The organism is Brevibacterium sediminis, from assembly GCF_013623905.1.
GTDB classification, from domain to species: domain Bacteria; phylum Actinomycetota; class Actinomycetes; order Actinomycetales; family Brevibacteriaceae; genus Brevibacterium; species Brevibacterium sediminis.
Genome location: NZ_JABKDD010000010.1, coordinates 77199 through 100024, shown reverse-complemented (window position 1 = coordinate 100024; position 22826 = coordinate 77199). Strand labels below are relative to the sequence as shown.

Annotated in this window: 19 protein-coding genes; 10 read left to right on the top strand and 9 right to left on the bottom strand. The window is 64.4% G+C overall.

What is annotated here, in order from left to right; all coding sequences use genetic code 11:
- Nucleotides 1-5 precede the first annotated feature (5 nt).
- Both HK108_RS13620 and HK108_RS13615 read right to left on the bottom strand, forming a co-directional pair.
- Nucleotides 6-2369, bottom strand: a complete 2364-nt coding sequence (locus HK108_RS13620; RefSeq protein WP_181271897.1) for a SpaA isopeptide-forming pilin-related protein — start codon at nucleotides 2367-2369, stop codon at nucleotides 6-8.
- A 292-nt stretch (nucleotides 2370-2661) separates the two neighbouring features.
- A complete protein-coding gene (locus HK108_RS13615) occupies nucleotides 2662-3168 on the bottom strand; it encodes a DinB family protein (RefSeq protein ID WP_181271896.1) in 507 nt (168 codons plus the stop codon).
- Nucleotides 3169-3346: 178 nt separating this feature from the next.
- On the opposite strand from HK108_RS13615, the gene HK108_RS13610 reads away from it, so the two are divergent.
- The 3 genes from HK108_RS13610 to HK108_RS13600 all read left to right on the top strand — a co-directional run bounded on the left by HK108_RS13610 (nucleotide 3347) and on the right by HK108_RS13600 (nucleotide 6343).
- The gene (locus tag HK108_RS13610; protein ID WP_181271895.1) at nucleotides 3347-4234 is read left to right on the top strand and encodes an ABC transporter ATP-binding protein; all 888 of its coding nucleotides are present in this window, start codon (nucleotides 3347-3349) and stop codon (nucleotides 4232-4234) included.
- Nucleotides 4231-5373, top strand: a complete 1143-nt coding sequence (locus HK108_RS13605; RefSeq protein WP_181271894.1) for an ABC transporter permease — start codon at nucleotides 4231-4233, stop codon at nucleotides 5371-5373. Before HK108_RS13610 ends, HK108_RS13605 begins: the two co-directional genes overlap by 4 nt.
- A 163-nt stretch (nucleotides 5374-5536) precedes the next feature.
- Nucleotides 5537-6343 (top strand): hypothetical protein, encoded by an 807-nt coding sequence (locus HK108_RS13600; RefSeq protein ID WP_139909385.1) that lies wholly within the window; start codon nucleotides 5537-5539, stop codon nucleotides 6341-6343.
- Nucleotides 6344-6407: 64 nt separating this feature from the next.
- Here the strand turns inward: HK108_RS13600 and HK108_RS13595 are convergent, their stop codons facing one another.
- The 4 genes from HK108_RS13595 to HK108_RS13580 all read right to left on the bottom strand — a co-directional run bounded on the left by HK108_RS13595 (nucleotide 6408) and on the right by HK108_RS13580 (nucleotide 10235).
- A complete protein-coding gene (locus HK108_RS13595; RefSeq protein ID WP_218973609.1) occupies nucleotides 6408-7013 on the bottom strand; it encodes a response regulator transcription factor in 606 nt (201 codons plus the stop codon).
- The gene (locus HK108_RS19130; RefSeq protein WP_181271893.1) at nucleotides 6991-8301 is read right to left on the bottom strand and encodes a sensor histidine kinase; all 1311 of its coding nucleotides are present in this window, start codon (nucleotides 8299-8301) and stop codon (nucleotides 6991-6993) included. Before HK108_RS19130 ends, HK108_RS13595 begins: the two co-directional genes overlap by 23 nt.
- 100 nt (nucleotides 8302-8401) lie before the next feature.
- Entirely contained in the window at nucleotides 8402-9268 is an 867-nt protein-coding gene (locus HK108_RS13585) for an ABC transporter permease (protein ID WP_181271892.1), read from the bottom strand.
- Between the two features lies 1 nt (nucleotide 9269).
- Nucleotides 9270-10235, bottom strand: a complete 966-nt coding sequence (locus HK108_RS13580) for an ABC transporter ATP-binding protein (RefSeq protein ID WP_181271891.1) — start codon at nucleotides 10233-10235, stop codon at nucleotides 9270-9272.
- Nucleotides 10236-10529: 294 nt separating this feature from the next.
- Between HK108_RS13580 and phoA the strand changes: the two genes are divergently transcribed.
- From phoA to HK108_RS13565, 3 genes are all read left to right on the top strand, one after another.
- On the top strand, nucleotides 10530-12323 hold the full coding sequence (phoA, locus tag HK108_RS13575; RefSeq protein WP_181271890.1) for an alkaline phosphatase: 1794 nt from the start codon (nucleotides 10530-10532) through the stop codon (nucleotides 12321-12323).
- Nucleotides 12324-12427: 104 nt separating this feature from the next.
- A complete protein-coding gene (locus HK108_RS13570; protein WP_181271889.1) occupies nucleotides 12428-13003 on the top strand; it encodes a GNAT family N-acetyltransferase in 576 nt (191 codons plus the stop codon).
- A gap of 181 nt (nucleotides 13004-13184) precedes the next feature.
- Complete coding sequence (locus HK108_RS13565; RefSeq protein ID WP_181271888.1) at nucleotides 13185-14657, top strand: amino acid permease; 1473 nt, start codon at nucleotides 13185-13187, stop codon at nucleotides 14655-14657.
- A 37-nt stretch (nucleotides 14658-14694) separates the two neighbouring features.
- On the opposite strand, the gene HK108_RS13560 is transcribed toward HK108_RS13565, so the two are convergent.
- From HK108_RS13560 to HK108_RS13550, 3 genes are all read right to left on the bottom strand, one after another.
- Nucleotides 14695-15429 (bottom strand): ABC transporter permease, encoded by a 735-nt coding sequence (locus tag HK108_RS13560; RefSeq protein ID WP_181271887.1) that lies wholly within the window; start codon nucleotides 15427-15429, stop codon nucleotides 14695-14697.
- Nucleotides 15426-16265 carry an ABC transporter ATP-binding protein gene (locus HK108_RS13555; RefSeq protein WP_181271886.1) on the bottom strand — a complete coding sequence of 280 codons (840 nt, stop codon included), beginning with the start codon at nucleotides 16263-16265 and terminating at the stop codon, nucleotides 15426-15428. Before HK108_RS13555 ends, HK108_RS13560 begins: the two co-directional genes overlap by 4 nt.
- 109 nt (nucleotides 16266-16374) lie before the next feature.
- On the bottom strand, nucleotides 16375-17010 hold the full coding sequence (locus HK108_RS13550; RefSeq protein WP_181271885.1) for a TetR/AcrR family transcriptional regulator: 636 nt from the start codon (nucleotides 17008-17010) through the stop codon (nucleotides 16375-16377).
- Nucleotides 17011-17171: 161 nt separating this feature from the next.
- On the opposite strand from HK108_RS13550, the gene HK108_RS13545 reads away from it, so the two are divergent.
- The 4 genes from HK108_RS13545 to HK108_RS13530 all read left to right on the top strand — a co-directional run bounded on the left by HK108_RS13545 (nucleotide 17172) and on the right by HK108_RS13530 (nucleotide 22786).
- Nucleotides 17172-18452 carry a pyridoxal phosphate-dependent aminotransferase gene (locus HK108_RS13545; protein WP_139909395.1) on the top strand — a complete coding sequence of 427 codons (1281 nt, stop codon included), beginning with the start codon at nucleotides 17172-17174 and terminating at the stop codon, nucleotides 18450-18452.
- A 78-nt stretch (nucleotides 18453-18530) separates the two neighbouring features.
- Nucleotides 18531-20429: a helix-turn-helix domain-containing protein gene (locus tag HK108_RS13540; RefSeq protein WP_181271884.1), complete on the top strand. Its 1899-nt coding sequence runs from the start codon at nucleotides 18531-18533 to the stop codon at nucleotides 20427-20429.
- 150 nt (nucleotides 20430-20579) lie between these two features.
- Nucleotides 20580-21854, top strand: a complete 1275-nt coding sequence (locus HK108_RS13535) for a hydroxymethylglutaryl-CoA reductase, degradative (protein WP_181271883.1) — start codon at nucleotides 20580-20582, stop codon at nucleotides 21852-21854.
- Nucleotides 21851-22786: a hydroxymethylglutaryl-CoA lyase gene (locus HK108_RS13530; protein ID WP_181271882.1), complete on the top strand. Its 936-nt coding sequence runs from the start codon at nucleotides 21851-21853 to the stop codon at nucleotides 22784-22786. Before HK108_RS13535 ends, HK108_RS13530 begins: the two co-directional genes overlap by 4 nt.
- Nucleotides 22787-22826 lie beyond the last annotated feature (40 nt).

The window sequence follows — 22826 nt, the reverse complement described above, 5'->3', positions numbered from 1 at the left end:
CCCTTTCAGTGCTTCCGGTTCCTGCGGCGCAGGCCCTTGAGAAGTGCGATGGCACCGGCGGCTGCGAGCAGAGCTGCTCCGCCGATGAGGTAGATCTGGCTTCCGGTTCCACCCGTGAGCGGCAGCGCCACCTGGGGCTTCTGCTCGTTGGTGTACGACCCGAGCGACTTGTCGAGCTCGGATCCGGAGACCGTGAACGTGTGTGGTGTGTCGTCGAGGAGGTATCCGGCCGGGGCCTTCTTCTCCGTCAGCGTGTAGTCGCCCCATTTGAGGCCGGTGACCGAGAATTTCCCTGCTGCCGGATCCTTGTCCTGACCGGTGCATTCGCTCGCCGAGGCGGCTGCGCAGTCCTCGATCGTGAGCTCGGACCCGTCGGGTCCGGTGAGAGTCCACACCGAACCCTTGAGAGCGGTGCCGGATTCGTCGGTCTTGCCCCAGGTCACGGCACCGGTCTTCGCGGTGTTCGTGACGGTGCAGGTGACATCGTCGCCGGACTTCAAGGTCACCGAGCTCTTATCGGAGGTGACTGTTCCGGAGCCGGAGGACGGCTTGCACACCCAGTCGGAGGCTTCGTAGCCCTTCAGAGCGCCGGTTTCGGAGAGAGCGTACTTGCCCGCCTTCACCTTTGCCTTGGTCACTTCGATCGATCCTGTCTTGCCTTCGATCGTCTTGTTGCCCGAGGCGGCATCGCCCGCGGCTTTGAGCGTCCAGTCGGTGTCCTTGGAAGTGCCGGCGGCGGCCTTGTTGTCGACCTTCTTCACTAGGGTCAGTGCGGTGTCGCTGACCTTGTTGAGGTAGGTGCAGTCGACGTTGTCGCCGGGCTTGATTCCCGTGAGGTCGGTGCTCTTGTCGCTCGTGAGCTTCGTGGTGGTCTTGGACCCGTCGATTCGAGTGATGTCGCAGCTGCCGCTCTTGAACTCAAACCCGTCCTGCTGGGTCTCCGAGATCGCCACGGTAGCCCGGCCGGTGGTCTTCGAGAACTTCAGCCCCCATTTCGCATTGCCGTTCGCGTCGGTCTTCTGCGTGGCTGCCGTCGGGGCCGAGGTCACCGAGTCGGTTGTGGCCGTCGCTTTCGCGCCAACTGTCCAGTCCTTGCCCGGCTTCTTGTTCTCACCGTTCTCGTCGACGACGTCCTTGTGGATGGAGACGTTGGCAGTCAGCGGAGCATTGGTAATCGTGCAGACGACGGCGTCGCCGGTGTTCGGGATGGTGACTGTGCCCGAGGTTCCGGTACCGGAGGAACCCGAAAGTGCCTTGCCATCGACGGCGCACGAGTAGGTGCTGGCGTAGTTGCCCAGGTCGGCACCTGTGGCAGCGGATTCGGAGAAGACAATCTCGGCGCCGCGCTTGGCGGGCAGTGGTCCGACGATCTCGTCCTGGATCCCGGTCTGAGTCCCAGTGGTTGTGGTGGCACCGAGTTCCGTGCTGCCCTGCTTAAGGGAGAGACCGAACTGATCGCTCGATTTCGCACGCCCGCCCTGCACGTCCTTCTGAAGAGTGATGGTCGCCGGCGAGGAGCACGACGCGAGGTCGGTGCTCGACCAAGATCCGCTGGCAAACGACTGTTTGTTCGACCAGTTGGGCATATCGTAGCTCGTGATGGTGTCGCCGGTACCGAGATACGCCTTGCCGGCGGCGTCGAAGGACACGCCATTGACATTGGAGTTCGTCGTGAAGCCCGCGGACTTCGACGAGGAGATGGTGCCGCCGTTTGCCTTCGCCAAGTTGGCCGAAGTCACTGAGAAGACGGTTGTTGTGGTTCCAGATCCCCTGACGATGAAGAGGTTTCCGTTGGTATCGAAGGCGATGTCACCGTTGGCCGCGCCACCGGAGTCGGCACTCGTATCGATGGTGCCTTTGTAGGTTATGGCATTGGTCGAGGCGTCGTAGACATAGAGCCTGAATGACGTGCCGCTGCTGGTGTAGCCGCCGAAGTAGTACCGTCCAGTGGAGAGATCAACCGCCCCGCCGATGAAACCGATTCCGCTTACGGTCACTGATTTGCCCGTTGACGCCCACTTGCCCGTGCTCGAGTTGAACCTGTAGACGGTAAGACCCGTTTCCGAACCCAACCAGTTGAAGTTGCGCTCATAGGCATAGACTGCAGAACCGTCCGTTCCAATGCCCAGTCCGTTGAAGTTGCTGACGCCACTTGCAGCATCGCCAACATTCTTTGGCGATCCGCCAGAGATTTCACGCATCTGCCCCGCCTGTGACACCGAATAGACGACGCCCGGCTCGCAGGTGATCGAAACGGGTGCCGCCTGAGCCGGAGCGGCCGGCAGCACAATGGCGCCGCCGGCAGCAACCATGAGCACAGCTGTGAGTGCAGCCCACCAGGCGCGCACGCGCAGACCTAACCGGGTCATACATTCCTCATTTCGAAGTCGAGCAAGATATTTCAGCTCGCTTCGAATCCCTGACCGCGCACGACTAAGTGCGATCAAGTTCGGGGATGGGGAGAAAAGGAGCTGGTCGAACTCCTCCAAGCTATGGAATTGCAGACTCAACTACATTGCTCAGACCCCGCTCTTCAGCAATAGACAGGTAGTCCGGGGCCACCTGAGTAGTTTCGGTTTCGACTACTCAGTAGTTCGACTTTCAATTACTGAAGCATCTGCCCGGCCGCCGGAACACGGACCGATGGCGCGCGGTGAGCAGTCAGTCGCCGACGCTGCGGTCGATCATCTCGCGCACGATGTCCGCGTGTCCCGCGTACCGGCTGGTCTCCAGGACCACGTGCAGGTACACCCACCGCAACGTCAACTTTCCGCCCGGCGGTACGTAGTCGAGGCTGTGCTGGGCGGCGATCTCTCGGGAGCGGTCGCACTCCTCCAGGTAGGCACCGATGACATCGTGCAGCTTCTCGTCCGGCTCCAGCCGCAGGTCAGCCTCAGGGTCTGCGTCGGTCCACGGCGGTGTGGGCAGTTCCGCGGCGGGGATCTGCCCGATCTGCTCAGCGAACGCTCCCAACTCCACCCAACGCAGGTGTTTGATCAAGCCGCCGAGGCTGGTGCCGCTCGGCACTGGGCTGCGCCGAGCATCCTCCTCCGACAGGCCGCTGACTTTGCGCACGACGGCGTCGCGCAGATAATCCAGGAACGTCTCAAGCTGCTCGCGCTCGCTGGCGGCGACTACGCTGCCGAGGATCTCACTCGGTCTCGTCATGGGCTGAATGATACTCGCGTACCGAACCACGCAACAGGGGATATTCGGAGTCTTCGCAAGCGCCGACCGACCCCGATTGCACCCTCGATCGCGAAGAGCCGCGATCCCCCTCACGCAGGGTACCGAATTCACCCTCAAGACTGATCCGCTCAGGCCGGTCTCCGCATAGCGTTGAAGCATGATCACCTTGGAGAACATCAACCGCAGCTTCGGAGACAAGCAGGTGCTGCACGACCTCAGCTTCGACATCGGCGACGGTCGGATGACAGGCTTCGCCGGTTCGAACGGCTCCGGCAAGACCACGACCATGCGGATCATCCTCGGCGTCCTGGCCGCCGATTCCGGGCGCATCCTCGTCGACGGCACCCCTATCACCGCCGGCCACCGCAGCGCGATCGGCTACATGCCTGAGGAACGCGGCCTCTACCCCAAGATGCCGATCATCGATCAGCTGGTCTACCTCGCTCGCTTCCACGGACTCACCCGCCAAGCGGCGAAGAAGCGCGGGCTCGACCTCCTCGAACAGCTCGAGCTCAAGGGCGAACCCACCGACACCCTTGAATCAGTCAGCCTCGGCAATCAGCAGAAGGTCCAGATCGCTGCGGCTCTCATCCATGACCCGCAGGCCCTCGTCCTCGACGAGCCGTTCTCCGGCCTCGACCCCGTAGCCGTCGAACGCACCCTGGGCGTCCTCACCGACTTTGCCTCCTCCGGCGCTCCGGTCCTCTTCTCCAGTCACCAGCTCGACCTCGTCGAACGCCTTGTCGACGACCTCGTCATCATCAATGACGGCCGCCTCGTCGCAGCCGGCACCACCGCGGAACTGCGCCGTCAGCGCAGCCTGCCCGAGTGGACGCTGCAGACGGATGCGGACCTCGGCTGGGTGCGTGGTCTGCCCGATATCTCCGTCGTCGAACTCGATGGCAATTGGGCCCGGTTCACAGCCCCGAACGCCGATACTGCCGAGGCGGTTCTGCGCAAAGCGCTCACCGTCTCATCGGTGTCGTCCTTCGCTCCGCACGAAGTCGCCCTCAACCGTCTCTTCCAGGAGGTCACGCAGGCATGAGCACCACCGATACGACCACCGCAGCCGACAGCACCCACAAGTCTCCAGTCAGCACGAACCGAGCCGGTTTCACCACTGCCATGGGCCTGGTCATCGAACGCGAGATCATGGTGCGAATCAAGTCGAAGGCGTTCATGGTTTCGACGATCCTGAGCATCGTCCTCTTCGGCGTCCTCGTCGGGGTCTCCGGGGCGCTGCCCTCTTTGTTCTCCTCCACGGACAAGGTGGCGGTCACCTCGGCGGGGGCGAAAGCCGTCGAGGGAATCGACAATATCGAGACCGTCGAAGTCGCTGACGTCGACGAGGCAAAAGCCCTGATCACCTCCGAGGAGGTCGAATCCGCCGTCGTCGAATCCCAGAATTCGCCGACCGGGGTCGCCGTGCTGTCCCTGCGCTCGGCACCGGAATCACTCATCGGGGCACTCAGCCTCACCCCCGAGGTCGAACTCCTCGATCCCGACGCCCCCGACCCAGCGCTCACCTACTTCATCGGGCTCGGCCTCGGCCTGGTGTTCTTCATGGCGGCGATGACGTTCGGGAACACGATCGCTTCGTCAGTGGTGGAGGAGAAGCAGTCGCGGATCGTGGAGATCCTGCTCGCGTCCACCTCGGCGCGGGTGCTCATGTTCGGCAAGGTCATCGCCTGCACGATCCTCGCTTTCGCACAGATCGGACTCACCGCGATTGCGGTCCTCGCGGGCGCTGCCATCAGCGGAAACGACCTGGTGCTGGGCAAGGTCGCCGAACCGATCGCCTGGTTCGTCCCGCTCTTCATCGTCGGCTTCGTCATGGTCGCCGCCCTCTACGCGGCCGCGGCATCGATGGTTTCTCGCACCGAGGACCTGCCGTCGACGAGCACGCCGATCATGATGCTCATATTCCTCCCCTACATGGGCGTCATCATCTTCTCGTCGAACGAAACGGTCATGGCGGTGCTGTCCTACATTCCGTTCTCCGCGGCGGTGGCAGTGCCGATGCGAGTCTTCCTCGGCACCATCGAATGGTGGGAGCCGCTGGTGTCCCTGTTCATCCTCATCGTCACCACGCTGCTCGCGCTGCTGCTGGCCACGAGGATCTTCGAACGCTCGATCCTGAAGACGGGACCGAAGCTGACCTGGGGACAGGCGCTGCGGCGGTGACAGCCTGACTGGCTGAGCGCTACAGCCAACCGTTCTCCGCGGATCTGCGTCCGACTCTGGAACCGGGGGAATTCCTCGCCTAGACTCGTCAACGGGGCAGTGCACCTTGTCCTCAGCCGAAATCGCGCCGCTGGACTCTCATCGTCAGTCAGGAGGCTTCACAGTGTCGGTTCCTCCGGGCACTCCCGACGACCACCTCGCGCCCGGCTCGACGTTCGACCGTTGGAGCCCGTTTCCCGGGCAGGTTCTCGGCAGTCTTACGCTGATCGTCGGTCCTCTGGCGTGGACGTCGGGCTTGTTTCTGCAGTGGCTGGCCAGGCAGTCAGCGGCCCTGACTCCGACTGAGCTCGATGCACTCGATGCGGATGCGTTTGCCGCACCAATGCTGATCGTGGTCCATGAACGAGCACCAGGACTCTCCACCGCGGGGTGGACGCTCCAGCTCATCGGTGCCCTCGTACTGATACCGGCGATGATCGCGCTCGCTCACATCTCGGCCCGCCGAGCTCCGCTGATCCCTGCGCTCGGAGCCTGTCTGATGACGTTCGGACTCAGTGCGCGGATCTTCTATCTAGGGGTCGATGCCACCGCTTTCAATCTGGTCGAACGGCTCGGAAGCGACTCGGCGTCCTCGTTGTTCCTCGATGGCTACGGAGAACTTGCCTATGCCTTCTGGCGAGTTCCTGTTGTCATCTCCGTCGGAACCATTCTCGGCTCTGTTCTCATCGCCGTCGCCGCCTATCGATCTCGAACTTTCGGGCTGGTGCGAAGCCTGCTGATCCTTCCCGCTGGCTGGCTCGGGATGGGAATCCTCAAGGAACATGAGCCCGGAGTCGGCGGGCTGTGTCTTGCTCTTGCGCTCGTCCCGTGCGGTCTGACCCTACTGCGCAATCGTGCTCCGCGCTCCCGTGTCCTGTTCGACGAGTCATCGCGCGTACCGCGTCCGGTCCGGGACCTCATCAGCTGGTGACCCCCTGTCTCGGCGTGCTGCGAAGTGGATCCCCTCCTTCTCGTCCCGCCGGGGTCGGCGTCCCTTACAGCCAGCCGTTCTCTGCGGCGATCCGCGCGGCATCGGCACGGTTGCGGGCGTTCGTCTTCCCGATCGCCGAGGACAGACGATTCCGCACGGTGCCGGCAGACAGATACAACTGAGCTGCCACCTCGTCGACGCTCGCCCCGTCGGCGGCCGCGCGCAGAACATCGGTCTCCCGCGCGGTCAGCGGTGACGCCCCGTGCATCGTCGATTCGACGACGAGTTCGGGATCGATGACCGACATCCCGGCCATGACCCGGCGGATCCCCTCGGCGAGGTGGTCGACCGGAGCGTCCTTGACCATGAACCCGCTGACCCCGGCGTCCAGGGCGCGCTTAACCCAGCCGGGCCGCCCGTAGGTCGTGACGATGATGACCTTGACCTCGGGAAACTTGTCCTTGAGTGTGGCCGCGACGGTGAGCCCATCGGGTTCGGGCATGTCCACATCGAGCAGCGCCACATCCGGTCGAGTCGCGGTGATCGCCGGCACGACCTCGGAACCGCGAGCGCACTGGGCGACGACCTCGAAGTCTGATTCCATGCCGAGCAGGGCGGCGAGCGCCTCACGGACCATGGTCTGATCGTCAGCAATGAGCAGCGTCGTCACCGATCTCACCTCTCTCAGCGTTGAGATCGGCATCGCCCGCGTCGAGTTCGCCGCCACCTGCGTCCCCGCGGGGACGCGCGAGGTCCGCATCCGCTCCTTCGACGATGAGTTCGAAACCGGCGTCGGCCTGCTGCGTCCGCAGGCTCCCGCCGAGTGCGCGGGCCCGACTCCGCAGTCCCTGCAGGCCGGACCCGGCACCCACCTCGCCGAGGTTGAGCTCCGTGACCGGGTGCGCAGGGTCATCGCGGCGACCGTTGTCGTTGCTGATGGTCAATCGATTCCTCTCGAGAACGATGGTGGCCCGTCCGGCTCGGGCATGTCGAAGGATGTTCGTACTGCCTTCACGCAGACTCCAGGCGAAGAGTTCTCGCAGCCGTGGGTCGACGACATCGACCGAGGTAGGAGCCTCGACCATGATGTCGGCGGCGCGCAGCGCACGAGTCGCCTCGACGAGCTCCTCGGCCAGGGAGATCGTCCGTGTCCCCTGCACTGTGGTCCGGACATCGGCCAGCGCACCACGGGCGAGTTCTTCGATCTCGGCGATATGCCGAGCCGCATCAGGCGAGCCGGCCGCTTCGAGCTTCGCCGCCAGCTGCGCCTTGAGCGCGATGACGGTGAGCGAATGTCCGAGCACATCATGAACGACTTGGGACACGCGCAAGCGTTCGGCCTCCCGCTCGAGTCGCCGGTTCTCCTCTTCTGCCGCCCGTGCCGCGCGGGCTCGGTCGCCGGCCATGAGCGCCATGACCATGGCGAACCCGGAGATCGAGATCCCGAAGGTGGACGACCAATCGTGAGTCCACCCGGGGACGAGACGTTGGGCCGCCTCGGCGACGATGAGCGTCGATGCCGCAATGATGAGGCCAGGTATCACCCGCCGAATCGAGACGACGGAGAGGACGGAGATATAGGCGAGGAATGCCAGCGCCTGCTCACCGACGATGGGAACGGCCACCGCAGTGATGACGATCATTGCGATGATCGAAGCATTGACGATGATGAGCGCCCGGCGGGTACGGCGGGCGTGGGGATCGCGCATCGTGCGGGCGAAGGTGCCGAGACCGACCCCGCCGGCGATCATTCCGCCGTAGAAGATGACGGCGAATGCGGCGGTGAGGCTCACGCCCCAGATCCGCTGTGCTCCGCCGAGCTGGAACGATGCGCTCAGGGGGTAGACGAGGAAGACGAGCCAGAAGAACGGAAAGAACCAACTCATGAAGTTGAGCGAACGCAGCCCGACGGGCGAGGACTCTGCCCTCGCCTCACCGATGCTGTCGTGCGTGGTCACTGTGGTCCTTCCTCGGTCACTGTGCGCTGGTCGTCATGCTGGTCGTCGTGTTCGCGTCGTTCACTTATGCGGTGTCGTGGCCCGTTCGCGACCATTGGCCTCACACTCGTGCGGTGTCTCGGCGCAGGGCCCAGGCCGAACCTGCCACGAAGATCCCCAGCCACACGATCACGCTGACGATCGCCCAATGATCGTAACCCCCGCCAAGCGGTGCGCGGACGATTTCGCCGACTCCGTACGCCGGGGTGAAGCGGGCGATCGTCTGCAGGGTGTCGGGCCAGATCTCGAGTGGAACGAAGAGTCCGCCGATGAGCGAGAGGATGCCGAGGACCATGCTGGCCACCTGGATCGCGTTCTCGGCCGGCAGCAGGTATCCGAGCATGACGCCGAAGGCAGCGAAGACACCGGAGGTGAGGATGACGAGGAGACCGGAGGCCATCAGAGTGCCCAATGGTGCGTGGACGCCGGTGACGGCGGCGAGGACGAAGACGACGATGACGGACACCGCGCCGAGAGCCATGGACACGATCACTTTGATGAGGATGTAGGCCGCCGGATGCAACGGTGTCAGTGCGAGCTGCCGGCTCCACCCGAGCGCGCGTTCGATGGCGACCTGGGCACCACCCGTGGTGGTAGCGATCATCGCCCCATACGTGGCCAAGGAGACCGAGATGTAGAGCGCGGCGTCCGTGCTGCCGAGCATCTCGCCCTTGTTCGTCAGGCCGAAGATGAGGTAGAAGACCGCGGGCATGATCATCGTGAAGATCAATGTGCGCCGGTTGCGCAGCTTCCGCAGCAGTTCGAGGCGCAGCAGGGTGACTGAGAATCCGCCGAGGCGGGGCACCCGTCGGTTCTCCAGCGAGGTGAGGAACGTCGCCGAGGCGGCGGTGCGGGTTTCGGTGTCAGTGAGCGAGTCAGTGTGGGCTGCGGATTCGGGGTGGGCAACGGTGTCGGGGCGAACGGACATTTCAGGCTCCTTTCGAGGTAAGGCTGATGAAGGCGTCTTCAAGGGAATGGGAGGTGATCTCGAGGTCGGTGCACGCGTTCTCGAAGAGCATCTTCGCGGCTGCATCCGAGTCTGTGGTGCGCATCTTCAGACGTTTGGCAGCGACGTCGATGGATTCGACACCGGCCAATCCGCCGAGGCGGTCGAGCAGGTCATTGACGCCCGATTCGGTGGTGTCGTCGGTCATCGGCAGGGTTGCGCTCACGGTCTTCGCTGCGGTCATGCCGCGGATCTCGTGGGCGGGTCCGTCGGCAACGACCCGGCCGTCTGCGACGAGGACGACGCGGTCGGCGAATTCATCGGCCTCTTCGAGGTAGTGGGTGGCGAAGAGGATTGTCTTGCCGGTCAGTGCGTCGGCGCGCATCTGGTGCCAGAAGTCGCGGCGGCCGGTGACGTCCATTCCGGTGGTCGGTTCGTCGAGGACGATGAGGGCGGGGTCCGGCAGCAGGGCCATGGCGAAGCGCAGGCGCTGCTTCTGCCCGCCAGAGCATTTCTTCACCACCGAATCGGCGATGTCGGTGATCCCCGCGCGTTCGAGGACGAGGTCCGTGTCGAGGGAGGAGGCGAAGATCGCCGAGGTGTAGTCGACGGTTTCGCGGACGGTGAGGTCATCGAGCAGTCCACCGGTCTGCATCACCGAACTGACGAGCCCGAGCGCGACCGCTCGCCGAGGCGGCATCCCGAAGATCTCGACAGAGCCGTCATCTGGTCGGCCGAGTCCGAGGAGCATGTCGATGGTCGTTGTCTTACCAGCCCCGTTGGGTCCGAGGAAGGCGACGACTTCGCCGGGGCGAATGTCGAGGTTGAGGCCGTCGACGGCTGTCAATTCGCCGAAGCTCTTGGTCAGGCGGTTAAGGCTGACAGCTGCAGGGGTCGCGGCGGATGTCCGGGTCGGAGGGGCTGTGTGAGTCGCTGTCTGTGAAGTCATGTCCACAGACTAGAAATCGGAGCAGGTGTGTACAGATGCCATTTGTCACCGAGGCGGGGGTGCCATTTGTCATCGGTTCGCAGAACTAATGCGGAGACGCAGAGACCGACCTGCGAGTTAACTCAGGCTTCACGTTCCCTCCACTCGCCTTGTGTGAATGCTGAGTAGGTTGGAGGCCGTCTGCTCGCACACGACGCTCACGCACTCGTCCGAGCCCTGCCTCCGGCACCGCTCGAATCGTTACGACGCCTCCTCTTCGGTGAGCGCTTGTGCACCTCAACGAAAGGACTGCACATGGCCAAGACAACCCTGCGTCTCGCCGCGGCAACCGGCGCACTCAGCCTCGCACTCTTCGGATTCGCAAGCCCCGCCTCGGCGGCAGGAATCGACGAACCCGGCGGAGCCCGCCAACTCGACGGCGACAACACCGATGCCATTCGCGACGCGGTCGAGGACTCCGGCGCGAAGAACGTCATCCTCCTCATCGGCGACGGCATGGGCGATTCCGAGATCACCGCCGCCCGCAATTATGCGAAGGGCGCCCACGGACGCTTCGACGGCCTCGACGAACTGCCGCTGACCGGGCAGTACACGACCTACGCGGTGGACAGGGATTCCGGCAAGCCGGACTATGTCACTGACTCCGCAGCCAGCGCCACCGGGTGGTCATCAGGCACGAAGACCTACAACGGCGCTCTCGGCGTCGACCGGACAGGCAAACCGCACAAGACTCTCATCGAGATGGCCCGCGCCAAGGGCATGAAGACCGGCGACGTCTCGACCGCGGAGATCCAGGACGCGACTCCGGCCGCGCAGCTCGCCCACATCAGCCAGCGCGGCTGCTACGGCCCCGAGGAGACTGCCAAGGACTGCGCGGGCGAGACTCTGGAAAACGGCGGTCTCGGCTCGATCAGCGAGCAGATCCTCAATGCTCGTGCCGATGTCACCCTCGGCGGCGGTTCGGCGTCCTTCGAGCAGAAGGCCACCGCCGGCGATTGGAAGGACAAGACGCTGCGTGAGCAGGCGGAGGAACGCGGCTACCAGCTCGTCGACGACTCCGACTCACTCGACTCCGTCGCCGAGGCGAACCAGGATGCACCGGTGCTCGGTCTCTTCACAGAGGGCAATTTCCCCGTTCGCTGGGAGGGACCGAAGGCCACGCACGGAGGTGGCACCGAACCGGCCGTGAAGTGCAAGAACAACCCGGAGCGAACCTCGGACGTGCCGAAGCTCGACCAGCTGACGAACAAGGCTGTCGATCTGCTCGACAATGACAAGGGCTTCTTCCTCCAGGTCGAGGGGGCGAGCATCGACAAGCAGGATCACGCTGCCAACCCGTGCGGTCAGATCGGTGAGACCGTCGACCTCGACGAGGCGGTCAAGGCCGCCCTCGACTTCGCGAAGGAAGACGGCGAAACTCTCGTCATCACCACCGCCGACCACGCTCACACCAGCCAGATCGTCAGTGCCGGTTCGGACACTCCGGGTCTCACCCGAACCCTGACCACCGCCGACGGCAGTGAGATGACGATGAACTACGCGACCGCTGACGAAGAGGAATCGCAGGGCCACACCGGAACGCAGCTGCGCATCGCGGCCTACGGTCCGGGCGCGGCCAATGTCGTCGGGCTGACCGACCAGACCGACATGCACTATACGATCGCCGACGGTCTGGGACTCGACCCCGACGCCGAAGTGCCCGGCGACCCAGGCGACGACGTGAACGGCAATGACGACTCGTCCGGTTCCGATGATGCGAACGGTTCCGACGATGCCGCGGGCTCGTCCGACGCCGGTGGCAATGACGGTGCGGCAGGTACCGAGGACTCGAACGCATCCGAGGACGCCAACGGGTCGTCTGATTCTGCCGGAGGCGGTGCCGCTGCGAACGGCGGGTCCGAAGGCGGCGAAGGCAATGCCTCGACCGGCGGAGGAGATGAAGGTCCGGGTCTGGCCGGCGGTGGCGGCGGAACCCTGCCGCGCACCGGCGTCGAGATCGGTGCCGCGATCTTCTTCGGCGTGGCCGCAATCATCGGCGGATCGGCCCTGATCCGCATGGCCAAGCGCCGCGGAATCCTCCCCGCCTGACACCAGCCCGACCACAGCCCGACTGCGAACGGTGCCGGACGCCTCCCAGCGAAGCGTCCGGCACCGTTCGTCGTCTCCACAGGTCGACCTGGCAGAGTGGGCACATGGAACCCATCGAACTTCCGCTGACCACCGACCGACTGCGGTTGCGCACCTATGTCGAATCCGACGTCGACGAGCAGCTGCGGATATTCTCCCGCGAGGACGTCTCCCGGTTCCTCCTCGAAGATCCCTGGACCGCCGAGGTGGCCCGGACCAAGGTCTCAGAACGCATGCAGCGCAAGGGGCTCGAGACCGAATCCCGTGCCCTGGCCCTGGTCATCGAGACGGCCGACGGTCTCGATTCTCTTGAAGGTTCGCACGTCATCGGCGACATCGCTATCTGGCTCGACAACGACAGTGAGCAGAAGGCCGAGATCGGCTGGATCCTCGATCCGGCCGCCAGTGGCCACGGGTTCGCCACCGAGGCGGCCATCGCGGTCCTCAACGTCGCCTTCGACCACTACGGCCTCCACCGGGTGTTCGCGCAGATGGATTCCCGGAACACCGCCTCGGCGAATCTGGCTCGCAGGATCGGGATGCGGGAGGAAGCGCACCTGCGCAAGGACTGGTGGTCGAAGGGCGAATGGACCGACACCCTCATCTTCGGGATGCTCTCCAGCGATCGGCAGACAGCCTGACTGCTCCGTTCCAGACGCCGGTCCGACCCGAATTTCTGAGATCTCGGACTCTTTGTGCCAGCTTCCGTATTCGCCCGCCGCCCCGGTGTGAGAATCTGAGGTGGCCGTGGAGCCGGGTCCGTCGATCGCATCGGGGCCGAGGCGGCCACGGTCAGTCGAGAGAAGAGGACAGCAGACACCGATGGCTCCAGCCGACAAGGACCGCAACGAGGCGCTCCCCAGCGACGCAAACGCTGACGGATATGAAGAGAACGCCGGCCTGAAAAGAGGCCTGACCGCCCGACACATTCGCTTCATGGCCCTCGGTTCCGCCATCGGCACCGGCCTCTTCATGGGATCTTCGGAGTCGATCCAAGCCGCAGGACCGGCAGTGCTGCTTGCTTATATCATCGGCGGTGCCGCCGTCTTCATGGTCATGCGCGCCCTCGGCGAACTCGTCGTCCGCCACCCCGTCTCCGGCTCCTTCGGCCAGTATGCCTCCCGCTACATCCACCCCTTCGCAGGCTTCCTCGTCGGCTGGACCTTCGCCTTCGAGATGGTTCTCGTCGCCGTCTTCGACGCCACTGCGATCGGCGTGTACATGGGCTTCTGGTTCCCGGGCGTCCCCCGCTGGATCTGGGTGCTCGCCGTCGTCTTCTTCATCGCCGCGGTCAACATGATCGGCGTCAAGGTCTTCGGTGAACTCGAATTCTGGTTCGCACTCATCAAGATCGTTGCGATCATCGCCCTCATCGCCGCCGGAGTAGCCATCATCATCTTCGGCTTCGGCATCGCCGACCACGACCAGATGGGCCCGCAGGCTCTGTTCGACCACGGCGGCTTCTTCCCCAACGGATTCTGGGGTCTGCTCTCATCGTTCACCATCGTGGTGTTCGCCTTCGGCGGCATCGAGATCATCGGCGTCACCGCCGGAGAGGCGCAGAATCCGAAGCAGGTGCTGCCGGCCGCCATCAACTCGGTGCCGGTGCGCATCCTCCTCTTCTACGTCCTCACCCTCGGCGTGATCATGTGCATCCTGCCGTGGAACCAGATCACCTCCGAGATCAGCCCCTTCGTCGCGATCTTCGACTCCGTCGGCTTCAGTGCAGCGGCCGCCATCCTCCAGGTCGTCCTCATCACGGCGGCCCTGTCGGCCATCAACGCCGACATCTTCGGCGCAGGCAGAATGCTCCACGGCCTCGCCGAACAAGGGCAGGCTCCGCGGTCCTTCGCCCGCACCTCGCGCAATGGCGTGCCCGTGATGACCGTGGTGACGATGATCGTCGCGCTGCTGGCAGGCGTCGTCCTCAACTACCTCTACCCCGACCAGGCCCTGTTCCTCCTCGGAGCGCTGGCCACCTTCGCCACGGTGCTCGTGTGGCTGATCATCCTCGCTTCCCATATCCGGATGAAGAAGGTGATCGCCGAGGAGGCTCGCCTTCCCAGCGAATTCCCCATGCCGCTGTGGCCGGTGGGATCGTGGATCACCGTCGCGTTCATCGTCTTCGTCGTCGTCATGGTCGGCATCGTCCCCGACTCGCGACCGGCCCTGTGGGTCGGTCTGCTGTGGGTCGTCGCGCTGTGGCTGTGCTATTTCGCCTTCGTCCGGGGTCAGGGCCGCCGACCCTACGAGCTCATCGACCGTACTGAACCCATGGGGTCCGGACGAAACTGACGGCACTGCTCGCAACTCTCCGCGCTGTCGCCACGCCTCACGGCGTCCGACGCCGAAGCGTCAGCGACCCGACGATGATGGCTCCGACGATCCAGCAGGCGATGAAGAGCACCCGCAGCCAGATATAGGAGTCATCCTCGTTGCCGGTCGACACGGCATCCAGCGCATCGATCGCGTGAGAGAGCGGCAGCCAGTCGCCGATCACCTCGAGCAGGTCGGGCAGCTGATCACGGGGCAAGAAGATTCCTCCGAGCAGGATCTGCGGGAACACGAACACAGGCATGAACTGCACGACCTGGAACTCCGTGCGGGCGAAGGCGCTGGCCAGCAGGCCCAGCGCCGTGCCGAGCAGGGCGTCGGCAATCGCGACGACGAAGAGCAGTCCGACGGATCCCTCGATCTCCAAACCGCACACCAGAGTCGCATAGCCGACGGCCACAGTCGTCTGAATGACGGCGAGCAGCCCGAATGCCAGGGTGTATCCAAGGATGAAGTCGCCACGACCCAATGGCATCGACAGCAGCCGCTCGAGCGTTCCGCTGCGGCGTTCGCGCAGGGTCGCGATGCTCGTGACGAGGAACATGACGATGAACGGGAAGAGCGCGAGCATCGCCGGACCGATGTCGGCGAATACCTCGGTCTCATCGAAGATCCACGCCACCAGGCCGATGAGCAGGCTGGGCACGATGAGCAGCAGGGCGATCGTGCGCGGGTCATTGCGGATCTGGGTGAGCACACGCCCCGTCGTCGCCAGGGTGCGCATCGGGTTCATCGCCGACCTCCCTTCTTCGTCCCGCGGCCCCGCTGATCGTGGCTTGGTCTACCGTTGCCGTTCGCGTTCCGGGAGAGCAGATGGGTCCCCGGCCGGCGCCCGTGCCCGGCAGGTCCTTCACCGGCCGTGTCCCTCTCGATGATGTCGAGGAACGCCTCCTCCGCCGAGGCGGCCCCCGTGCCTGCGAGCAGATCGTGCGGTGTCGTATCGGCGATGATCGCGCCCTCCCGCATGAGCAGCAGCCGGTCACAGCGTGTGGCCTCATCCATGACGTGGCTCGAGACGAGCAGCGTGGTCCCCTCCTCGGCGAGCCCGCGGAAGAGATCCCACAGATCATTGCGCAGCACTGGATCGAGTCCCACCGTCGGCTCATCGAGGACCAGCAGGTCCGGAGAACCGAGCATTGCCGCGGCGAGGGACACCCGGTTGGCCTGACCGCCAGAGAGCGTCCGGGCCAGCTGATCGGCCTGACCGATGAGGTCCGTGCGTTCGAGCACCCGGTCGACATCGGTTTTCGGAGCTCCCTGCACCCGTGCGAAGTAGCGCAGGTTCGCCCGCACACTGAGGTCCTCGTAGATGCTCGCCGACTGGGTCATATAGCCGACGCGATGCCGCAGATCCGCCGATCCGGCAGGCCGGCCGAGCACCTGCACACGTCCGCCCGCGACGATCTGCACGCCGACGATCGCCCGCATCAGCGTCGTCTTCCCGCTGCCGCTGGGACCCAGCAGACCGACGATCGCGCCCCTGGGCACATCCAGATCCAGTGAGTCGATGACGGTGGCACGTCCCCGCCGAATTGTCAGCCCTCGTGCTTCCACCGACTTATTCATCATGTGCTGAATATGACATCCGAGAGTGCTCCGGTCAAGGGTTCTCACGGAGAGATTTCATGACCGCCGCCCTGCCGCCGATGAGCGGTACGTGCACGACCGCCATTCGGGCTCACATCGAGTCGCCGACTCCATCGAGATGCCCCTGCACCGCCGGCGCCAGGCGCGCGGTGAGGTCGTCGACCGGCATCGATGCCAGCGGTTCGAGTTCGAGGACATGGCGAAACATGAGCGCACCCGCCATCTGCGTGAGGACGAGCGTGGCCCGCAAATCTGCTTCGGCGCGGTCGACGCCTCCGTCCGCGATCCTTCCCGCCACTGCTCCTTTGAGCTCGCGCAGGAGAAATTGTCTGATCAGTCGGCCGGCTGCCGAATCGCTCACCGCAGAACGCAGAACGGTCACCCCGATCGACTTCACGCTTGTCTGCTCCCAGGCGCTGAGCACCGTGTTCACGATTGATTCGCCGAGGCGGTCGACCGAGACGTCCAAGGCCGAGCGGATGATGCGGTCCGGCCGCACGGGAAGCTTGACCACCTCGGCGAAGAGGCCGGCCTTGGACTCGAAATAGTGGTGGACGAGTGCGGAGTCGACCTGGGCGCGACGGGCGATTCCACGGATCGACGCCTTGTCGTAGCCCTTCTCGGCGAACTCGGCCGAGGCGGCATCGGTGATCGCTGTCCGCGCCTCACTGCCGTTTTCCTTACGGGGGCGCCCCCTTCGACGGGGCCCCGGCTTCACATCCGCCATGCTCCCCAGAGTATCGTGAGGCCCAGTTGCAAAAGGTCTGCACAACGGTCCTCCGAACCGAGCAAAGGTCTGGGAAACGGGCCTCTGTTTGGTCAGAACCACCTCGGCGGGGGTCCTAGCGTGGATGTAGCAGCAGTCGTATGAAAGGTTTTTCGGTTCACATGTTCAGGCAGTCGTCGAAGTTGGCCAATGTCCTCTATGACATTCGAGGACCCGTCCTCGAAGAGGCCCAGGCGATGGAAGCCGCCGGACACACGATCCTCAAGCTCAACATCGGCAACCCTGCCCCCTTCGGATTCGAAGCCCCCGAGGCGATCGTCCAGGACATCGCCGCGAACCTGCCGGTGACGCAGGGCTACTCCGACTCGCGAGGAATCCTCTCCGCCCGCCGTGCCGTCGTCCAGTACTACGAGACCCGCGGCATCCACAATCTCGGCACCGACGAGGTCTTCCTCGGCAACGGAGTCAGCGAACTCATCACGCTCAGTCTGCAGGCCCTGTGCAACCCCGGTGACGAGATCCTCGTGCCCGGACCCGACTATCCGCTGTGGACCGCCTCGGTGGCGCTGTCCGGCGGCACCCCCGTCCACTACCGCTGCGCGGAAGAGGACGCCTGGCAGCCGGACCTGGACGACCTCGAATCCCGGATCACCGAACGCACCCGCGGAATCGTCGTCATCAACCCGAACAACCCGACGGGCGCGGTGTACTCGAAGGAGACGCTGCAGAAGATCGCCGACATCGCCCGCCGTCACGGCCTCATCGTCTTCTCCGACGAGATCTACGAGAAGATCACCTACAACGGCGTCGAACTCGTCAACATGGCCACCCTCACCGGCGACGACGTTCTGTGCCTGACCTTCTCCGGACTGTCGAAGGCCTACCGGGTCGCCGGCTACCGTTCCGGCTGGCTGGCGATCACCGGACCGCTGGACGAGGCGCACAGCTACCTCGAGGGCATCAAGCTGCTCGCGAATATGCGCATGTGCTCGAACGTTCCGGCCCAGCACGCCATCCAAGCTGCCCTCGGCGGGAAGCAGTCGATCGACGACCTCGTTCTGCCGACCGGCCGCCTCGGCGCGCAGATGCAGGTCGCCTACGAGGGGCTCAACTCGATCGACGGCGTCTCGGCCCACCGGGCCGACGGTGCGCTGTACATGTTCGCGAAGCTCGATGTCGAGAAGTTCGGCATCACCGATGACGAGCAGTTCGCCCTCGACCTGCTCCGCGAACAGAAAATCCTCGTCTCCCACGGCACGGCCTTCAACTGGCCCAAGCCCGACCATTTCCGACTCGTCACCCTGCCGTCCGTCGAGGTGCTCACCGAGGCGATCGAACGCCTCGACACCTTCCTCTCCGGCTACCGGCAGGTCGCTCCGACGACGTGCGAGCTGCCCGTGGTGCGCGAGACCGAGCACGCGGGAGCACCTGCGGCCGGGTGACGATCCGAACCGACCAGGCGAAGCACCCATCCGATGCCGGGTGCGGCGGAGGCACCGAGCCCCTGCGACACTGGTCTCATGACAGAGATCGATGATGAGTCGGGGACAGTGTCTGCCACCGCCGTGGCCGACATCGTCAGAGCCCTCTCCCGCGGGATAGATCTCAACCGGTCGGCCCTATCCGGCGGCCTCGAGGACCACCCCGATCTCATCGACTCCTTCTCCGATCTGTCGGCGACTATGACCCGGTGGAAGCAGAAAGATCGCGAGCGTTCGTCCCTTCTGGAGAGCGCCTCGGAGCTCATCCGTGTGCGAGACACCGAGAAGCTGCTGCAGAAGCTCGTCGACCGTGCCCGAACACTCATCGGATGCGATATCGCCTACCTCTCCCAGTACTATCCGGAGACCGACGACCTGCGTGTTCAGGCAAGTCGCGGAGCGATCTCGGCGAATCTCAAAGAACTGCGAGTGCCTCCCGGCGTCGGACTGGCAGGACAGGTCGTGCGTGATCGCGCCGCACAGTGGACGTCGAACTACGATCTGACCCGACTGCCTCACGAAAGGCGCGTCGACTCCGCGGTGAAGGCCGAGCGCATGGAATCACTCCTCGGAGTGCCGATGGTCGTCGACGGCGAAGTCCTCGGCGCCCTCTTCGCGGCCAACCGCTACCCACATGACTTCACCACCGACGAGATCACCCTGCTGTCGGCTCTCGCGGACCACGCTTCCGTGGTGCTGAAGACGGCGCAGCTGATGGGAGACCTCGCAGAGGCGGCCCAAGCCTCCGCGGAAGCCGAGGAGACGGCAGCCGCGCAGGCCAGCACCCTCCAACGGCTCGTCGAGGTCGAGGAGCAGCTGACGCAGCTCGTCCTGCAGGGGCAAGGAGTCCCCGCAGTTCTCGACGCTATCTCCGAATTACTCGAGGCCGACGTGATCGTCGTCGACAGCGGGCGTCTGGGCTCTCCGAGATTCCCTGCCGATGAGGCGTTCTTCGACGGCCTCACGGTGGACGATGTTGACGTCCGAACGGCACTGAGTCACAGCCGGGCGACTGGCCGAAGCGCACAGGTCGCTGGTGCACAGCACATGTACGTCGCCTCGGTGGCGTCTCACCGCCGACAGCACAGCGCACTGTTCGTGCGTTTCAACGACGAACCGGCGGACGGCGACGCGAACATCGTCGCCCAGGCGGCGCAGACGCTAGCGCTCATCCGAATGAACGAACAAGCCCGGGCTGATGCCGAGAACCGAGTCCGTGGAGAACTCGCAGTCGACATCATTGCCGGCACTCGTGATCTCAGTGAGCTCGAGGCCCGTTCCCGAACCGGCAGCTTCAGCCTCTCCGGACCCTGGAGACTCATGACGATTCAGGGCGACATCGAAAACGATGACCGCATCGCCGCTCGCCTGGTCCGCGTCGAGCCGCGCATTCTCATGACGCAGCGATCCCCCGGGATCACGGTGCTCCTCCCCAGTGCCGTGATCCGCGACAGGCCCACCCTGGACACCCTGTTCGAAGAGTCGGGCGCCCTCGACAGTTCGCTGGTGATCATCTCCGACACCGATTACGACAGGAATCAGCTGCGCACTGCCGAGGACGAAATGTGGTCGTGCATCCGCATCCTCAATTCCCTCGGCATCAGCGAAGGAATCTTTCCCACGGAAGAATTCGCGCCTTACACCGCAATGTTCGGCACCGCGCCGGAGCAGACGGAGAGATTCATGCAACGGATGCTCGAGCCGCTGCGCCGATGGGACCGAATCCATTCAGCCGAGCTGATCTCGACGCTGCGGGAATATTTCGAGTCCGGGATGAACATCCGCAGAACCGCGACTCAGATGTCAGTGCATGTCAACACCGTCAAGCAACGGCTTGAGAGAGCCGATCTCGTGCTCGGTCAGGAGTGGAGGTCACCGGAGCGGGCGTTCCGCCTCCAGGTCGCGCTCCGCCTGGACAAGCTGAAGTCATCTTTCTAAGCTTCCATGTCTGAAACAGCCATAGCTGAGCGATATTCACATCCGAAAAAGACATGGCAGATTCCCGCGTGCATTGTTTGACTGATCTCTGCGGAGGAACTCCGACCGACAGGCGATGTCGGCCAATGACGACCTGACTGGAGATACACGATGGCAGTGAACAGCCGAATTGCCGACTTCCGAAATATGTCGGTCGATGATCGCAGGAAGGCCGTCGCAGCCTCGATTGGGCTCGACGCCGAACTGTTCAGCCAGCTCGATGCGGACGCTTTCGGTCCCGAAGACGCCGCCAACCTCAGCGAGAACATCTTCGGCGTGTTCTCGCTTCCGCTCGGCGCAGCCACCAACTTCACGATCAACGGCACCGACGTGCTCGTACCCATGGCAACCGAAGAGGCCTCGGTCATCGCCGCCGCCAGCAACGCAGCACGAATGGCACGTCCGCACGGCGGTTTCTTCACAAGCTCGACCGAGCCCGTCATGCAGGCACAGATCCAGCTCGTCAACGTGGCGGACCCACAGGCCGCGCGCACACGTGTCCTCGAACGCCAAGCAGAGATCATCGACCTGGCCAATGCGCAGGATCCCAAGCTCGTCGAGGTCGGCGGCGGAGTCAAAGGCATCGAGGTCCGCCTCGTCGAGGCACGGACGATGACGTATGTTCTCGTCCACCTCCTCGTCGATGTTCGAGACGCAATGGGGGCGAATGCGGTCAACACGATGGCTGAGGCGGTCTCCGGAACCGTGGCAGCCATCGCCGGAGGTGACGCGCTCCTGCGCATCCTCACCAACAAGGCGGACCGTCGACTGTCTCGGGCACGGGCAGTCTTCGACAGGGATCTGCTCGGCGGAGACGAGGTCATCGACAACATCCTCCACGCATACGAACTCGCCGCAGCCGATCCCTATCGAGCGGCCACTCACAACAAGGGCATCATGAACGGCATCTCCGCGGTCGTCCTCGCCACCGGGAACGACACCCGCGCGGTCGAGGCCGGAGCGCACTCCCATGCGCTCGTAGACGGCCGCTACTCTTCCCTCTCGACGTTTGAGAGGAATGCCGACGGAGACCTGGTCGGCACCCTCGAGGTGCCCATGCCGGTCGGCCTTGTCGGGGGTGCCACCAAGGTCCATCCCGCCGCGCGCACAGCACTGCAGATCGCCGAAGTGGCGAGCGCACAGGATCTCGCCGAGATGATCGTCGCCGCCGGCTTGGCGCAGAACCTCGCGGCAATGCGAGTTCTCGCCACCGAGGGCGTGCAGCGCGGACACATGTCACTTCATGCGAAGAACCTCGCTGCCTCTGCCGGAGCGAACGCCGAGGAGACAGCGATCATCGTGGACCGCCTGATCAAGGAGAGGACCTTCCGGTTCGACAGGGTCCAGTCAATCCTCGACGAACTCCGCTCCGGTGTGTCGCGATGACGGCACAGCTTCCACAGCAGTTCGCCTCGTCGAACCTGCCGACCGAGGTCAGTATCTGCGAAGTCAGCGCTCGAGATGGTCTGCAGTCGCAAGCACGCACACTTCCTGTCTCAACACGGCTCGAACTGATCCGGCGGCTCTCCGGAGCCGGCCTGAAGACCATCGAAGCCGGAAGCTTCGTCTCTCCGCGAGCCGTTCCCCAGATGGCCGACACCCGATCGGTGCTTGCCGGGCTCGACCTGGACTCCGAATTCGCGTTCCCCGTCCTCGTCCCGAACCAGCGGGGTCTCGATGATGCCGTTGCGGCGGGAACGAAGGATGCTTCGGTCTTCATCAGCGTCACAGAATCGTTCGCGCAGGCCAACCTCGGCGGTTCCCTTCAGCACACCACCGATCGCAGCCTCGAGGTGGCACGCGCAGCGACTGTGGCGGGCCTGCGGGTGCGCGGCTATCTGTCGATGGTCTTCGGGGACCCCTGGGAAGGCGCGGTCGATCCTGATCGCGTCGCTACGGCTGCGCGTCGCCTCGTCGATGCCGGCTGCCTGACGATCTCGCTCGGCGATACCATCGGAACCGCGACTCCCGGTCATGTGACCGCTGTTCTTGATAGCCTGGTCGGCGCCGGGATTCCGATCGATCGGATCGCCCTGCACACCCACAACACCTATGGCCAGGCGCTTGCGAATGTCTATTCCGCGCTTCAAGCAGGTGTCAGTCAGTTCGACGCATCGGCAGGAGGGATCGGTGGCTGCCCCTTCGCCCGCACAGCTTCCGGAAACCTGGCCACTGAGGATCTTCTCTGGATGCTTCAGGGGCTGGGCATCTCCACCGGCGTCGACAACGAGGCCGTGGCTTCGATCAGCCAGTGGCTGGGCGAGCAGCTCGGCATTCCGCTTCCATCCGCAACATCCTCGGCCATCCTCGGCCGGTAGTTCCATCGTTCACGTTCCCGACAGCCGTCGGCCGACAGAA

Bases quoted from the DNA above. Each gene is read 5' to 3' on its own strand.
- HK108_RS13610 (WP_181271895.1), top strand. From the start codon at position 3,347: ATGATCACCTTGGAGAACATCAACCGCAGCTTCGGAGACAAGCAGGTG.
- HK108_RS13545 (WP_139909395.1), top strand. From the start codon at position 17,172: ATGTTCAGGCAGTCGTCGAAGTTGGCCAATGTCCTCTATGACATTCGA.
- HK108_RS13570 (WP_181271889.1), top strand. From the start codon at position 12,428: ATGGAACCCATCGAACTTCCGCTGACCACCGACCGACTGCGGTTGCGC.
- HK108_RS13560 (WP_181271887.1), bottom strand. From the start codon at position 15,429: ATGAACCCGATGCGCACCCTGGCGACGACGGGGCGTGTGCTCACCCAG.
- HK108_RS13580 (WP_181271891.1), bottom strand. From the start codon at position 10,235: ATGACTTCACAGACAGCGACTCACACAGCCCCTCCGACCCGGACATCC.
- HK108_RS13620 (WP_181271897.1), bottom strand. From the start codon at position 2,369: ATGACCCGGTTAGGTCTGCGCGTGCGCGCCTGGTGGGCTGCACTCACA.
- HK108_RS13585 (WP_181271892.1), bottom strand. From the start codon at position 9,268: ATGTCCGTTCGCCCCGACACCGTTGCCCACCCCGAATCCGCAGCCCAC.
- HK108_RS13615 (WP_181271896.1), bottom strand. From the start codon at position 3,168: ATGACGAGACCGAGTGAGATCCTCGGCAGCGTAGTCGCCGCCAGCGAG.
- HK108_RS13550 (WP_181271885.1), bottom strand. From the start codon at position 17,010: ATGGCGGATGTGAAGCCGGGGCCCCGTCGAAGGGGGCGCCCCCGTAAG.
- HK108_RS13555 (WP_181271886.1), bottom strand. From the start codon at position 16,265: ATGATGAATAAGTCGGTGGAAGCACGAGGGCTGACAATTCGGCGGGGA.
- HK108_RS13530 (WP_181271882.1), top strand. From the start codon at position 21,851: ATGACGGCACAGCTTCCACAGCAGTTCGCCTCGTCGAACCTGCCGACC.
- phoA (WP_181271890.1), top strand. From the start codon at position 10,530: ATGGCCAAGACAACCCTGCGTCTCGCCGCGGCAACCGGCGCACTCAGC.
- HK108_RS13565 (WP_181271888.1), top strand. From the start codon at position 13,185: ATGGCTCCAGCCGACAAGGACCGCAACGAGGCGCTCCCCAGCGACGCA.
- HK108_RS13535 (WP_181271883.1), top strand. From the start codon at position 20,580: ATGGCAGTGAACAGCCGAATTGCCGACTTCCGAAATATGTCGGTCGAT.
- HK108_RS13605 (WP_181271894.1), top strand. From the start codon at position 4,231: ATGAGCACCACCGATACGACCACCGCAGCCGACAGCACCCACAAGTCT.
- HK108_RS13540 (WP_181271884.1), top strand. From the start codon at position 18,531: ATGACAGAGATCGATGATGAGTCGGGGACAGTGTCTGCCACCGCCGTG.